The organism is Flavobacterium reichenbachii (assembly GCF_002217435.1).
In the GTDB taxonomy this organism is placed as follows: domain Bacteria; phylum Bacteroidota; class Bacteroidia; order Flavobacteriales; family Flavobacteriaceae; genus Flavobacterium; species Flavobacterium reichenbachii.
Window position 1 is genome coordinate 50728 of record NZ_MUHF01000003.1, and the last position, 14963, is coordinate 65690.

The 14963-nt window shown below is 33.8% G+C and carries 10 protein-coding genes; 8 read left to right on the plus strand and 2 right to left on the minus strand.

From position 1 onward, the window contains the following. Positions 1-4 precede the first annotated feature (4 nt). From B0A68_RS03680 to B0A68_RS03695, 4 genes are all read left to right on the plus strand, one after another. Positions 5-2602 carry an alpha/beta hydrolase family protein gene (locus B0A68_RS03680; protein WP_084679057.1) on the plus strand — a complete coding sequence of 866 codons (2598 nt, stop codon included), beginning with the start codon at positions 5-7 and terminating at the stop codon, positions 2600-2602. A gap of 270 nt (positions 2603-2872) precedes the next feature. Beyond that, positions 2873-5674 (plus strand): M16 family metallopeptidase, encoded by a 2802-nt coding sequence (locus B0A68_RS03685; protein WP_084679054.1) that lies wholly within the window; start codon positions 2873-2875, stop codon positions 5672-5674. A 330-nt stretch (positions 5675-6004) separates the two neighbouring features. Then, on the plus strand, positions 6005-6589 hold the full coding sequence (locus B0A68_RS03690) for a Crp/Fnr family transcriptional regulator (RefSeq protein WP_051892603.1): 585 nt from the start codon (positions 6005-6007) through the stop codon (positions 6587-6589). Between the two features lie 225 nt (positions 6590-6814). Further along, on the plus strand, positions 6815-7189 hold the full coding sequence (locus tag B0A68_RS03695; RefSeq protein ID WP_035684635.1) for a helix-turn-helix transcriptional regulator: 375 nt from the start codon (positions 6815-6817) through the stop codon (positions 7187-7189). Between the two features lie 24 nt (positions 7190-7213). Here the strand turns inward: B0A68_RS03695 and B0A68_RS03700 are convergent, their stop codons facing one another. Next, positions 7214-8281, minus strand: a complete 1068-nt coding sequence (locus B0A68_RS03700) for a serine hydrolase domain-containing protein (protein ID WP_035684633.1) — start codon at positions 8279-8281, stop codon at positions 7214-7216. A 101-nt stretch (positions 8282-8382) separates the two neighbouring features. After that, a complete protein-coding gene (locus tag B0A68_RS03705; protein WP_035684632.1) occupies positions 8383-8901 on the minus strand; it encodes an endonuclease V in 519 nt (172 codons plus the stop codon). Positions 8902-9261: 360 nt separating this feature from the next. On the opposite strand from B0A68_RS03705, the gene B0A68_RS03710 reads away from it, so the two are divergent. The 4 genes from B0A68_RS03710 (at position 9262) to B0A68_RS03725 (ending at position 14873) form a co-directional block, all read left to right on the plus strand. Continuing rightward, complete coding sequence (locus B0A68_RS03710) at positions 9262-10800, plus strand: sensor histidine kinase (protein WP_051892601.1); 1539 nt, start codon at positions 9262-9264, stop codon at positions 10798-10800. Between the two features lie 15 nt (positions 10801-10815). Further along, complete coding sequence (locus tag B0A68_RS03715; protein WP_035684629.1) at positions 10816-12762, plus strand: sigma 54-interacting response regulator; 1947 nt, start codon at positions 10816-10818, stop codon at positions 12760-12762. Positions 12763-13026: 264 nt separating this feature from the next. Further along, positions 13027-13815 (plus strand): alpha/beta hydrolase, encoded by a 789-nt coding sequence (locus tag B0A68_RS03720; protein ID WP_035684626.1) that lies wholly within the window; start codon positions 13027-13029, stop codon positions 13813-13815. Positions 13816-13856: 41 nt separating this feature from the next. Continuing rightward, on the plus strand, positions 13857-14873 hold the full coding sequence (locus B0A68_RS03725) for an alpha/beta fold hydrolase (protein WP_051892599.1): 1017 nt from the start codon (positions 13857-13859) through the stop codon (positions 14871-14873). The last annotated feature ends 90 nt before the right edge of the window (positions 14874-14963 follow it).

Here is a 14963-nt window from a genome sequence, read left to right on the forward strand (position 1 = left end):
CAATATGAAAAAAATAGTTTTACTGTGTATGCTCTCAATGGGCATACATAGTTTATCTGCACAAAAAAAAGCGGTTGACGATTCTGCTTACCAAACATGGAAAAGAATTAACAGCAAGTCTTTATCATACAATGGAAAATGGATGTCGTACAGCACTGTTTTTCAAGATGAGACAAAAGAAAACGAAAAGCAGATCATTATTCTGGAAACCCCAAAAGGGAAACGTTTGGTTTTTGACAAAGTCAATGACTTAAAGTTTATCGGAAAAAAAGACTGGATTCAGTATAGTAAAAATGACACTGTATTTTTGCAAAATCTAAAAACCGGCGTAAAAAAATTGTGGAAAACCAAGCACTATACCAATGCTCTTGAGGGAACAGATATTTTATATTATACACGTCCGGAAGCAGTAAAAGGGCAGTTTTTTCTACAGCGTTTGGTTTGTTATAATTTAGAAACCAATGACAGCGTATCTGTAAATAACATTAAATCGTCACGTTTTTTAAGAAACAAAGCGATTGTTTATGTGCAGATAGAAAAAGATAAAATATTTTTGAAACACGGTATTCCGGGTGGCAAACAACAAACCGTTTACAGTGGCAATGCAGCTGATTTTGGAGATTTTCAGTTAAATGGAAATGAAGATGGCGGAACTTTTACGCTTCGTGAAAATAATAATGCTGATTTTAACAGGGTTTATTATTTTAGTTTGAAAGATAATTCGGTTAAACCATTATTTAATTATGATGATGTAAAGCTGAATAATCCTGGATATTCCATTTCTAAAACAGCGTATGGATTAAATGAAAATTCTAACTTTATTCAGCTGCTGGTAAACTCAAATAAACGTCCTGAAAACACACAAATTGCAAAATCTGGAGTAGAAATCTGGAAATCAAATCAAGGAGCAATGGAGCGCAGACAGGAATTATTACGAAATTCGAAAACACTGCCAAGCGAACAAAAATTCCTTTATGATCTTAAAAATAACAAAGTTATTAAAGCAGCTTCCACAGGTGAGTTTGATCAGGTAGCGATACCAGAATCTGGTAATTTTAAAGGCGTTTTTGGTATTGATAAAAAACCGTATACAGTAGAGGTAGACTGGACATTTAATGAGCGTAATGATATATATTGGATTGACGCATCAACAGGAAAATCGACTAAAGTAGTATCAGGAGTTTTTGGTAATCCATCTTGGAATCCTCAGGGAACTTATGCTGTTATGTACGATGGAAAACAAAAAGCATGGATGGTTTTTGACAGTGCAGCAATGCAGTTTAAAAACATAAGTTCACAAATTCCTTTTCCAGTTTCTGATTCTAATGTAGATATGGCATCTGCCAACACGGCTTACGGAATCGCAGGCTGGCTGAATAACGGAAATACGATTGTACTTTACGATCAATTTGATATGTGGGCGATTGATCTTACCAATCAAAAAGCAGCCTACACGGTAACTAATGGTTTTGGAAGAAAGAATAAAATAGAACTCCGCTACAGCGAAAGCGGTTATATTGGCGATTTAGACCACAGAAAATCGATTACATTAATTGGTTTTGATATCGAACATAAATCTAAAGGCGTTTATAAATTAACCAATAATAATTCGGTTACTAAAGTATTTGCAAATCCGGATTATAATGTGAGAATAGAAGCTGTTTCCGGAGATAATACAAGTGTATTATTTACAAAGGAAAGTTATACTGTTTTTCAGGATCTTTGGTGGGCAACATCAAGTTTTGGATCACAGCAAAAGATGACGGATATCAATCCGCAGCAAAAAGAATATGCTTGGGGAACCTCAAAATTAGTAACTTGGACTTCCTTAAGCGGAAAAGAAAATCAAGGAAATTTATATCTTCCGGATCATTATGACAGTACAAAAACATATCCGGTAATTGTTCATTTTTACGAAAAACATACTGAGGATCTGAATGCGTATCAACTGCCGGAAGTCAGCACATCAAATATTAACATTCCATCTTATATAAGCAGAGGTTATATTGTTTTTCAGCCAGACGTGCATTACACCTACGGTGATCCAGGAAACAGTGTTTACAATGACGTAATAAGCGGTGTTGAATATTTAATTGCAAAAGGGATTACAGAAAAGGGTAAAATTGGAATTCAGGGACATAGTTTTGGCGGTTACGAAACGTCTTTTTTAATTACAAAATCAGATGTTTTCAGCTGTGCTATTGTCGGTTCAGGAGTAAGTAATTTTACTTCAAATTATCCTGTTATGCGTTCAAACGGTATTTCAACCATGTTTAAGTACGAAGCAGATCAATACCGTATGGGAAGTTCTCTATATGATAATTTGGATGGTTACATTAAAAACTCGCCTCTTTTTTCGGTTAAAAACATCAAAACTCCAGTGCTTATTTTTCACAATGAAAATGACCGTGCGGTGCCGTATCAAGAAGGACAGTCGTTGTTTTTTGCCCTTCGACGTTTAGGAAAACCTGCTTTATTGTTAAACTACAAAAAAGAAGGTCATACTTTAGAGGATGACGCAAATAAAAAAGACTGGACAATCAAAATGCAGCAATATTTTGATTACTATTTAAAAGGTGCAGCAAAACCAGATTGGATGTAATTCATAAAAAATAATTAAACACATAGAAACATAGATTTTCTGTTTTTCTTTAAAAAGATTAAAAAAGAAGCCAGCTTCCACACATAGCAGAATATGTGAATTTATAAAAGTGAAACGCCTTTTTTAGAATCTAAAATCTATGTTTCTATGTGTTAAAATCCTGCTTTTTAAATTTTTCTTATGAAACATTTAGAGAGACAGCAGGGAAATCCTATACCTTTTTCAAACTAAAAATCAATCAAAAAAAAGAAACAATAACGATCAGACAAGATGAAAGCAAAGATATTTTTAGTGCATTTTATGATCTTGGGTTTAGCTCAGGTATCCGCACAATTTAAAACCACAATTCCGCTGCGGAAAGACGTAGTACACGGAACTTTAAACAACGGCATGCAGTATTTTATTCTGCACAACGAATGGCCCAAAGAACGAGCAGATTTTTACTTTGTTCAGAATGTTGGAGCCATTTTAGAAGATGACAATCAAAACGGATTAGCACATTTTCTGGAACACATGGCTTTTAACGGAACAGAGCATTTTAAAGGAAAAGGCATTATCAATATGCTGGCAAAACACGGCGTAACTTTTGGGCGCGACATTAATGCGTATACAGCACACGATGAAACCGTTTATAATTTAAGTAATGTACCGGTTAAAAATCCTGCACTTTTAGATTCCTGTTTATATATTTTACACGACTGGTCTGGATTTTTATCGTTGAAAGATGCTGAAATTGATGCCGAAAGAGGCGTGATTCACGAAGAATGGCGTACCAGAAGAAATGCCGATCTAAGAATAGGATCGCAGTTGGAACCTGTCATTTACAATGGTTCGAAATACAGTAAAAGAGACGTTCTGGGCGATATGGATCTGATCGAAAATTTCAAATACAAACAATTAAGAGATTATTATAAAAAATGGTATCTGCCCAATCATCAGGCGGTGATTATTGTAGGAGATATTGATCCGGCAAAAATAGAACAGCAGGTTAAGAAAATAATGGGTTCAATTCCGATGCCTTCAAATCCTGCAGAACGCACGTACGAAAGTATTCCGGATAATGATAAATTGTTGTACAAACTGGCGGTAGACAAAGAAGCTCAGAAAACTTCTATTTCATTAAACTTTAAAAGAAACAAAACACTTGTTCAGGATCCTGCAGCTTTTGAAAACAGCATAACAGAACAATTAGCACTGCAAATGCTCAATAATCGTTTTAGAGAATATATCGTAAATAATGAAACTGCTTTATTATCTGCGGGAGTTAGTTATTCAAATTTAACGAGATTGTCTTCTTTTTTTACTTTAGAGGTAACTCCCAAAAACGGAAAATTACTAGAAGCTTTTCAGCAGGCGTATACAGAGTATGAACGCGCTATTCAAAATGGTTTTACTAAAGAAGAATTGGGCAGAGTAAAAGAAAACATGCTGAAAAATTTTGAAAACCAATTAAAAAACAAAGATAAAATCAGCAACGGAAACTGGGCTTCGCAATTGCAGAATTACTTTTTAGAAGCTTCTCCGGTAATGAGTTTAGAAGACGAATCTGAATTTGTAAAAAGAACTTTGGCAAAGGTTGATATCGAGCAGATCAATAAGGCATTCCGTGCACTTCCGACCGAAAAAAATCAGATTTTAACGGTTTCAGGACCCGAAAAAGAAGGCGTAATGTATCCAGCAGAAGCGGATTATACTGCCGTTATTAAAAAGGTAAAAGAACAAAAGTTAGCACCTTATACAGAAACTGTTAATAATGTGGCTTTGGTTACTGATAAATTGACCGTTAAGCCTATCACTAAAAAATTTGAAGTTAACGGAATAAAAGAAGCCAAAGGATATGTTTTAGAAAACGGAGCAAAAGTTATTATTTACCCAACGACTTTGTCTCAGGATCAGATTCTTTTTGCTGCTTTTAGTCCGGGAGGGAATTCTGTAGTGGCACAAAACGATTTGCCATCGGCTCAAATTGCCACTGTTTTGGCTAAAAATTCGGGATTGGGAGATTTTAAAGTTACTGATTTGCAAAAACAATTGGCAGGAAAATCAGTTAAGGTTGGTCCATATATTGGAGAATATTACGAAGGATTTAGCGGCAGTGCTGTAAAACAGGATTTAGAAACTTTATTGCAGCTGACCTATTTATATTTCAAACATCCAAGATTTGAAACTCAGGCTTACAAACGAATTATTGATCATTACAGCAATGCGCTAGAGAATGTAAACGATGATAACGGTAAGGTTTATGGCGACACCATAGCTTTGTTAGACACCAATCATAATAAACGCACATTCCTTTTAAGCAAAGAAAATTTGGCAGATTTAAACTTTGATACTGCTTCTAAAATTTTTCAGTCGCGTATTTCTAATGCCTCAGATTTTACTTTTGTTTTTGTGGGAAATATTGCGGAATCTGATATTGAAAACATCAATAAATATTTAGGAAACGTTTCAGGAAATCATACTCAGGAAAAATTTATTGATCATAAAATTGGAACTGCAAAAGGAGTTTCTAAAGAAAAATTAATCAGGAAAATGAGTGTTCCTAAAACGAGTATTTATGTTCATTACGAAAATAAAGACGTCGCTTTCTCAGATAAAAATCAAATCATGGCTTATATGTTGTCTCAATTGCTGGATAAACGTTATTTAGAAAAAATCAGGGAAGACGAGGGCGGAAGTTACGGTGTACAGACACAAAGTTCATTGTCTGAAAATCCGGCTCCGGTTTTCTCACTTCGCGTAAGCTTTGACTGTAATCCTGAAAAAGACAGTAAACTGCTTCAGATTGTGTACAACGAGTTACAAACCATTACCGTAAAAGATGTTGATGCAAAAGACTTATCAGACATTAAAGAAGATTTGGTAAAAAGCAATCAGCAAAATATAAAATCAAATTCGTACTGGTTAAGCACGATTACAAGTCAGCTGCAATCGGGTGATAAATATTTGAGCAGTGCGGCTTACGAAAAACTCATCAGAAGTGTTTCTGTGCAGGATATCAAAAAATATGCAGGCGAAGTGCTGCCAAAAGCCAATCAGGTTGAGGTTTTAATGCAGCCTAAAAAAGATTAATCCGTTTTAAAATAAGTCCAATCGATATACTTCTAAGAACGGCAATTCTTTACTGCAATTTTAATAGTCTTTAAAAGAAAAACCTGGTTTTTTTTAAAATTTTGAATTAGTACTGAAATTTGTAGACTAAAAAGAGCTGTCTTGCCGGACAGCTCTTTTGATTTTAAAATAGTTATATAAACTGTGAATCCGTTTCCAATCAGTATCCGCGCAGTCCAATACGATTTCTCGAATTAGAATTTTGAGACAATTATAACAATTATATCAATTTTTTTTTCGTTATATAGAGAAGATATTTTATAAAATAACTCGGAATAAAACAGATATAGCTTGGATCATAATATTGAAAGTATTCGGGAGTTAATTCTGGACTACATAGAACTCAGCGAACAAGAATGGGAGTATTGCTATCCGTTATTTAAGGTAGATCAAATTAATAAAAAAGAAATTGTTCATTTTCAGAATTCTGTCTGCAGAAATATTTTTTTTGTAGCAAAGGGACTTTTAAGAATTTATTTTGTCGATCATCGCGGCGAAGAAAGAACTTTTCATTTTTCTGTTGAAAAAACTTTTGCTACAGATTACGAAAGTTTTTTGAAACGTGTTCCGTCTAGTTATGCCATTCAGGCATTAGAAGATACAACAGTCATTACAATTACATTTGAAATGCTGCAGGATTTATATAAAAACCTTAGACATGGAGAAAAACTCGGCAGACTAATAGCAGAGGACTATTTTTTTATTATCAATGATAAAATAAAAGATCTATATGGACAGACGCCTCTGGAAAGATATAATAAGATGAACAAAAATTTTCCCAAAATATTACAGCGCATTCCCCAGCACTATATTGCTTCTTATCTTAATATTAGTTCTGTTCATTTAAGCAGATTAAAGTATACCAGTAAAGACTAATAAAAAACTGATAACATTTGTTATCAGTTAAAATAATTTTAGACCTTTTCTTTGCTTCATTAATAAGTTTGAAAAGTCTATTTTTCTAAAACTGAAAGATTTTGAAGGAAATTTTCAATTCTGTTGAGATTTCTGATATGTTCTGTTTAAGGATTAATGTTTGTGTAAAAGATTGACTTCAGACTTATTTGCAAAGTAATTTCAAATCAGTATTATTCTACAAAAATGACATCATACGCTATAAAAAACAACATTAAAAGTATCAGAGAGTTAAATAATTATACTCAGTATTACATGGCAGAAGAACTTGGAATAACACAAGCCGGTTACTGCAAATTAGAGAAAGGAAAAACAGATCTAAGTTTTGCTAAACTAGAAAAAATAGCCCAAATTCTGGAGTGTACGGTTGAGACTATTTTAAATTTTGATCATAAAGGATATGTAAACAGCTTTAAACAGGTTAAAAATAATGAAAGTATTCACCATCAAAATAGCAATGTGATGAAATTGTACGAAGATAAAATACAGCTTTTAGAATTACTGCTTAACAAGACAGACTTAGAATTGAAACTTTATAAAACTAAATACGGCAGATTATAGAGGAACTCGTTTTTGGCAAACTTTTTAATTTTTAGGCGGTAAAATATGTTTGGCTAAAATTTCAAAAGCCTGTTTCGCTTTATAAGATCCGTAATTTCCTTGGGTAAAAACAACGGTTAAGTTTAAGCGTTCTATTATAAAAATATATTGACCTCCATTACCAGATGCAAAGAGTACATTTTCTTCTATATTTTTGGTTTTTATAGTTTCGCGATACCAGTAATAACCATAATAAGCAGGCTGTGGAAATCCGACCTTACTTTTACTGGATTCCATATACGAAAAATCAGGAATTTTAATATTGCAGGCTGTAGATTGTTCAATCCATTTTTTTGAAATAATCTGTTTGCGGTTATAAACACCTTTATTTTCTACCAGCTGTCCAATTTTGAGCATATCCAGAGGTCTGAAATAAAATGAGCCGGCCGTCATAGCATTTCCGCTTGGATCAACGGTCCATCTATAAGAGGAAATACCCAGTGGATCAAAAAAGTATTTTTTTGCAAAATCCTTGACAGACATGCGGGTCGCTTTTTTTAAAATCCCGCTTAAAATCATCGGATTAACAGAGGTGTAAGCCCAGATTTCGCCAGGTTTATTTTTCATCGGAAGATTAAGCGAATATGCTACCCAGTCTTTGCTTAAACTCATAGTGTCTTCACAATCTTTGGTATCATTAAATTCTTCACAATCAAAACCCGACTTCATCTCAAGAAGATTTTTTATAGTCAAAAGCTTCTTCAGCGGATCCGTTTTAAGCGATGGATATTCGGGAAAAAATTCATACACCTTCTGGTTTATATTTTTAATAAAACCTTTGTCAACGGCTATTCCAACCAGAAGACTTGTGATAGATTTAAAAGAAGAACGAGAATCATGAAGAGAATCTTTTGTGTAACCATTAAAATACTGTTCATATATTAATTTATTATCTTTAGCAATAAGCAGACTATGAACTCCCTTGTAGCGATTATTTAATATAGAATCTGTCATTTGATCCAAACCAGAATCGTATTTTGTTTTCTGATTCTGTCCAGATATAATAAAGATATTGAGCATTACTACGATATAAGCAAAGTGAAATTTTTTCATATTTAACTTATTTTAAGTGATAAAATTTGATACGATGTATTGTAAAGACTGTAATTAGAAATTAAAGTTACAGTATCAAAATTTATGTATAACTCGTGTATCTATATTTCCTTTGTCAATCGATCCATTTCTTTTAGTAAAGTCGGAATTCTAAATTCGCCGGCCATACTTTCGACTTTTTCAAAAGCATCGTCCAAATCAATACCAATGGCCGTAACGTACAAAGGCTTTTTACTATCGCCTCTCACCAAAGCTTTTTTATCTTTCTCGATCGATGCAAAATTCGTTTTAGCAACGCCGATAATTGGAATTTCCTTATTTAATTTTTCATATAAATGTCCGCCCAAACCATATTTTTTATCATCATCCAGATAAACAAAACCATCTACAATAATAGCTTTAATGGTTTTTAAATCGATTTGATTTAACAAACTGAGAATACAAGGCAGCTCTCTGCGGTAAAATTCTCCGGGAATGTAGTCTTCGACATTCTCGATTATTTCAGTATGAACTTTATAATCTTTACTTTCATTCCAATTTAAAAATTCAAGACAAACAGTTTTGGCTTTTCCATCAAAATAATAAGTATCAAATGCCAGTATAGAAGAATTGTCGGTCATAATTTTTTTGGTTTAATAGTATCAGCTGTACTTAAGGAACTACTATTCTCAATAGGTTTTAGTGTCATTTATTTAGATATAAAGATAAAAATTAGGCTGCTGTACAATGCCAGGCAGTTTTTATATTGGCTAATATAAAAACTAATTTTAAGATCAGATAAATTATTTTGAGCCATACCATTTGATAATCTGCGAATAGCATCAAACCAAGGGCATCTATAAAATAAAACTCAGTAACAGTACGTCTTATTTAAATCGGGAAACAACGATATATCGTTGGTCTCAAAAAATGAAATTTCCTAATAATTTACTCCAATTTATCAATAACTTTGAAAATATTTTAATCCTTACAATTAATAGATGAAACCATCTGCCTGCACAGAATATTTTATCATTATACTTCTAATAATTGGTAATTCTTTAGGTATAAATGCCCAGATATCTTCGTATGCAGATAAAGAGATAAAAAATACCGAAAGTTACTTAACAGAAGTAGAAGGAATTGAAAAAATAAAGACTTTATTGAAATTAAGTGATCGGTATGAAACTCTTTATTTTAAGCCAAAAGAAATTCGAAAGGCATTTGACTTTGCAAACGAAGCCCTAAGACTTAGCCAGGCTTTGCATTCTGATATTTATGGAGGCAAAGCGTATCTGCAGCTTTCAATGCTTTATGAGCTGCAGAATAATGACGAGATGCTGGAAAGCTGTGCCAGAAATGCCATAGACTTATTAACCAAAACAGATCAGATAGATGATCTGGCAGAGGCTTGGGTAATGGTTTGGTCTGCCAAAATGCGAAGCAATGCACCACCAGAAGAGAAGTTTGTACCCATTAGTAAGGCTGCCGCTTTATTTAAATTGTCTGGAAACAATAAAAGGAGGAGTGACTGTTATAGAGAAATAGGAGCTTTATATTTTCGTTATAAAGATTTTCCTAAAGCCATGAGTTCGCTGGAAAAAGCAATGGTTCTATATAAGGCAGCAGATGTTGGAGAGAAAGATTATTATCCTGTTTCCTTCAGGCTGAATATCCTTTATGAAACAGAAAAAAAAAACAAGGATCTTATTATTCTTCGGAATAAAGCTTTATTGCAGCAAAACGAACTTAAAGCTGCCGCTTTTTTACGGAATTCCATGATCGTTTTTATGTTGCTTCTACTTATAATTTTTGGTTTATTATACAAGAGATTTAAGTTTAAGAAAGAAACAAGCAGGCTCTTGGAGATTCAGCAGGAGGAGATCAATCAAAAAAATATAACACTCCAGAATATGTTGATTGAAAAAGAATGGCTTTTGCGTGAAATTCATCACAGAGTAAAAAATAACCTCCATATGGTGGTGGGACTGCTTGCCAGCCAGGCTGAATTTTTGAAAAATGAAGAAGCAATTCAAGCGATCATAAGCAGTCAAAACCGAATTCATTCTATGTCATTGATTCATCAGAAATTGTATCAGTCAGAGGATTTATCCATAATTAATATGCCGTCCTATCTGTTGGAATTGTCAGAATATTTAAAAGATTCTTTTAACATTGGAAAATCAGTACGATTTATTCTGGATGTTGATAATTTTGATTTTCCGCTTTCTCATTCCATTCCAATTGGACTTATTATCAATGAAGCGGTAACGAATTCAATTAAATATGCTTTTCCATCTGTCTCTGAAGCAAGAATTGAGATCAGGCTTAAATCTGAGGATAATCATAAATTCATTTTAGTAATTCAGGATAATGGTATTGGACTTCCTTCGGATTTTGATCCTTACGATAACCCTTCATTGGGAGTAAAATTAATGCATGGACTTTCTGCAGATATCGGAGGAAAGTTTCTGATTACTAATTCAAATGGCACCAAAATAACTTTGGAATTTACTTTAAACGAAAATAATCTTCACTAATTTAATTCTGTAAAAATGGCAAAACCACTAAAAATTCTTATTGTTGAAGATCAGTTTGTTGAGGCAAATCATTTACGATTAATGCTGAAGAAAGCGGGACATTCTGTGATCGGAATGGCACGTTCTGTACCAGACGCTAAATATTATATTGCACAAGAAAGACCAGAACTGGTTCTTTTGGATATTTTTCTTTCCGGAAGAGAAACCGGTATTGATCTTGCCGAAATACTGAAAGAAGATAATATTCCATTTATCTATCTTTCTGCAAATTCTAACGAAGAAGTTCTCAGCAAAGCTAAATTGACACATCCTTATGGATTTTTGGTCAAACCTTTTAGAGAAAAAGATTTATTGGTAACAATTGAGATTGCAGAATATCATCAGGAACACGGAATTGAATCTTCTATTAGAAAAGAACTTTTATTTCAGAAACAATTAAAAACAATAATTACAAAAAACGGTACTTGGGACGACAGGGTTCTCAATATTATTACGTCTCTGCAGTCTCTTATTTCGTTTGATCTTGTAATGGCTGTTTTTTATTTGGACAATACGTTATCCAGCAGGGTTTTGGGATACGCAAGAACCGGTTTACACGAATATCAAAGAATAGGAATTGAAGAATTACAGAATATTACGGCCTTAAAAGAATCTGAAATAAATGAATTACGAAATAGAAGTAAAGTCGAAACCGAAGCCATTTTCTATAATGATCAGAATTTTATAAAAATATGCGATAAAACCCCCATTAAAAAGCTGATAGCCAATTCGATGAATATGAAGTCTAATTTCATGTTACCCGTTCCGCTTTCGCTCAGTGAAAACGGAGGATTGTATTTGTCTTTTTTCAGCAGGCAGTCTAATAATTACAATAAAAATCATTTAACGCTGTGCGAAAGACTTCAGGAACCTTTAATTTATGCCATCGAAAATTTAATCAGTCATGATAAAAAAATAGATCAAAAAAATACTTCACTAAATCATAATGCTGGAAAAAATATAAAAATATCAGGTTTTGAATCGATAATAGGAAAAAGCCCAATGCTGCTAAAACTATTTGATCATATTATACAAGTTGCCCCAGCCGACACAACGGTTTTAATTACCGGAGAAAGCGGGACAGGAAAAGAAAGTATTGCTCATAGCATCCAGCAGCTTTCGAATAGAAAAAATCAGCCTTTTGTAAAAATTAATTGTTCTGCACTGCCTCCAAGCCTTATAGAATCTGAGTTATTTGGACATGAAAAAGGATCTTTTACAGGCGCATCAGAAAGAAGAATCGGTAAGTTTGAACAAGCAGACAATGGTACTTTATTTCTGGACGAAATTGGTGATATGCCGTTAGAAATACAGGCAAAACTGCTTCGTGCGATTCAGGAAAAAGAAATTGAACGCGTTGGAGGAAATCTTCCCATAAAAGTAAATGTCCGCATTATTGCCGCAACAAATTGTAATCTCGAAAAAGAAGTAGCCGATGGTCGTTTTAGACTTGATCTTTATTACAGATTAAATGTATTTCCTATTCAGCTGCCTCCTTTACGAGAACGTAAGGAAGATATTGGTCTTCTGGCTCGTCATTTTATTGCAGTCTATAGTTCTAAAACGGGAAAAAATGTAACCGAAATAGCAGAAAGCGCTTTAAAAAGTCTTTTATCGTATCAATGGCCCGGGAATATTCGTGAACTCGAAAATCTTATTGAGAGAAGTATTCTTTTGGCAAAGAGTAACACAATTGAGCATATTCCGCTTCCTGTTATTGATGAAACTAAAATAAATAATAAGTCAAATGAGTGGTATTTTAAAACTATTCAGGAAAACGAAAGAGAGCATATTATCAATGTTTTGGAGAAATGCAACGGCAGAATACGAGGAACAGGCGGCGCATCAGAAATATTAGGACTTCCTCCTACAACATTAGCTTCCAGAATGCAAAAATTAGGAATAAAGAGAAGCCACTTTTAATTGTGAATTGTTAATTATGAATTGTAAATTTTATTTGTAAAAATTTAAAAGTGAATGAAATATTTATCTAAGTTTCTCCATTCACCATTTACAATTCACCATTTACAATTAAAAAGAACGATATTAAGTTGCTATATTTTCGTTGTACGACGAAATATAGTTCGTTTCAAATTATGTATTTTTATTTAAGTTATTAAAAATCAATAACTTGTAAATTAGGTTCGGTTTTAGTTTACACTTTGGCATAACATTAAAATATGTCTTATGCTAACTGAAAACCCTACTACAATACTTTTTATTACAGGTGCATTTGTCAGCAATAAATGCTGGGATGAATGGAAAGTCTTTTTTGAGAATAAAGGCTTTAAAACTCTGGCTCCGGCATGGCCATACAAAGACGCTCCGGCAACAGTTTTACGAGATCGTCATCCAGATCCTCAGATTGCTGGTTTGCGATTAACTCATTTAATCGAACATTTTGAGGATATCGCTAAAAACCTTCCTCAAAAACCTATTGTAATTGGGCACTCTATTGGCGGACTTACGGCGCAGATACTTTTACAGCGCAATTTGGCAGCAGCTGCAATTGCAATACATTCGGTTCCTCCACAGGGAATTATGACTTTTAAATTTTCTTTTTTAAAAGCCGGCTGGGGACCGCTTGGTTTTTTTACTTCAGCAAAAAAAACCTTTTTAATGAGTTTTAGCCAGTGGCAGTATGCGTTTACAAACGGAATGCCAGAAGAATGGCAGGACAAAGCCTATTGCGACTCTGTAGTTCCAGAATCAAAATTAATAGTTCGCGATACGATTACTTCAGCAGCAAAAGTAGATTTTCGCGCTCCGCATAAACCATTACTCTTAATTGCAGGATCAGCAGATCACACTATTCCCGAATCGCTCAATTATTCTAACTGCAAAAAATACACAGACAAAAATTCTATAACCGATTTTAAGGTTTTTCCAGAAAGAAATCATTTTGTTTTAAATCAGCCCGGCTGGCAGGAAATTGCAGTTTATATACAAGACTGGATTACAAAACTGCCTTCTTAAAAATATAATACCCCTTATTATTAACCAATTAAAAATTAATTATGAAAACGAATTTATTCAACACCGCTTTTTTTAACTTTAAAAGTAAAACAGCTCAGCTTTTAACCTTTAGTCTTTTACTATTGACTTTAATTTCCTGTAATAAAAAAACAGAAGAAACTCCTGCAGCAGTAACACCAGCCGAATCAGAAGAAACGGTTCAAACTGCACCCGCAAATCCGCCTGCTAATTTTAAACATGCCACTGCAGAGGTGAACGGAATCAAAATTCATTACGTTATCGGCGGTAAAGGAGATCCGCTTGTATTGGTGCATGGTTTTGGACAAAACTGGTATATGTGGAATCGTTTATTACCAGAACTTTCTAAACATTTTACAGTTATCGCTCCAGATTTAAGAGGAGTAGGCGAGTCTGATAAACCAGAAGGCGGTTATGACAAAAAAACAATGGCTTCTGATATTCATGAACTGGTAAAAAAATTAGGATACAATAATATCAATCTAGCTGGACATGATATCGGTCTTATGGTAGCGTATGCTTATGCTGCACAATACGGAAGCGAAGTTAAAAAAGTAGCGCTAATGGATGCCTTGCTTCCTGGAATTGAGCCGGTTTGGTCTCAAGTTTCGGCGTCTGCATGGTGGTTTGGATTTTTTGCATGGCCGGCTTCAGGAGACATTGTGAGTGGCAAAGAAAAAGAATTTTTAACGAGTTTTTGGCCTGTAGTTGGACATGTTAAAGATCCTTTTACAGCCGAAGAAACTGCAGAATTTATTAGAGCATATTCAGTTAAAGATGGTGCAAAATCAAGTTTCAAATGGTTTGGCGCTTTTCCACAAGACGGAAAAGACAATCTGGTTTTGGCAAAAACAAAACTAAAAATGCCTTTGCTTGCTATGGGAGGAGAATATTTTGCCGCAGCTTTCTTAAAAGACCACTCTAAATTGGTTGCCGAAAATGTTACAGAATCTAAAATTGCGGGTTCAGGCCACTGGTTAGTTCAGGAAAATACAGCTCAGGTGCAAAAAGATTTACTAGCTTTTTTTCTTGCTAAATAAATAACCCTTTGGGTAATTCATGTTTTTCTATTCAACACATAGCCAACTATGTTTATTTTAAAGAAGTGAAACACCTTTTTTAAACCTTCA